The sequence below is a fragment of the Vibrio sp. 10N.222.49.C9 genome, assembly GCF_041474985.1.
In the GTDB taxonomy this organism is placed as follows: domain Bacteria; phylum Pseudomonadota; class Gammaproteobacteria; order Enterobacterales; family Vibrionaceae; genus Vibrio; species Vibrio crassostreae_C.
Genome location: NZ_JBFRVD010001634.1, coordinates 1 through 268, shown reverse-complemented (window position 1 = coordinate 268; position 268 = coordinate 1). Strand labels below are relative to the sequence as shown.

Here is a 268-nt window from a genome sequence, read left to right as displayed (position 1 = left end):
ATTTGATAGCTTGTGCACTGATTAAATGTGGCGAATGCGTGGAGCTCTTTGGCTAAGGCTCCATCAAACCCGTCTCGATGGGTGAATGCTTTTTCAATATACAGGTTGGTCACTTGCAATGTAGACGTGGATTTTTCTACACGGCAATCTGCTCTTCCTATCAATTTCCCATCCCAGGCTATCGGCAAACAAAAGTAGCCAAATTTTCGCTTAGCAGCAGGAACGTAGCACTCTAGCTGGTAGTCAAAATCAAACAGCTGACTAATGC

The 268-nt window shown here is 44.4% G+C and carries 1 protein-coding gene; it reads right to left on the bottom strand.

The features are described from left to right. Positions 1-268 (bottom strand): DNA glycosylase AlkZ-like family protein (locus tag AB4585_RS29590; RefSeq protein WP_372172410.1); only part of this gene is annotated, 268 nt, incomplete at both ends.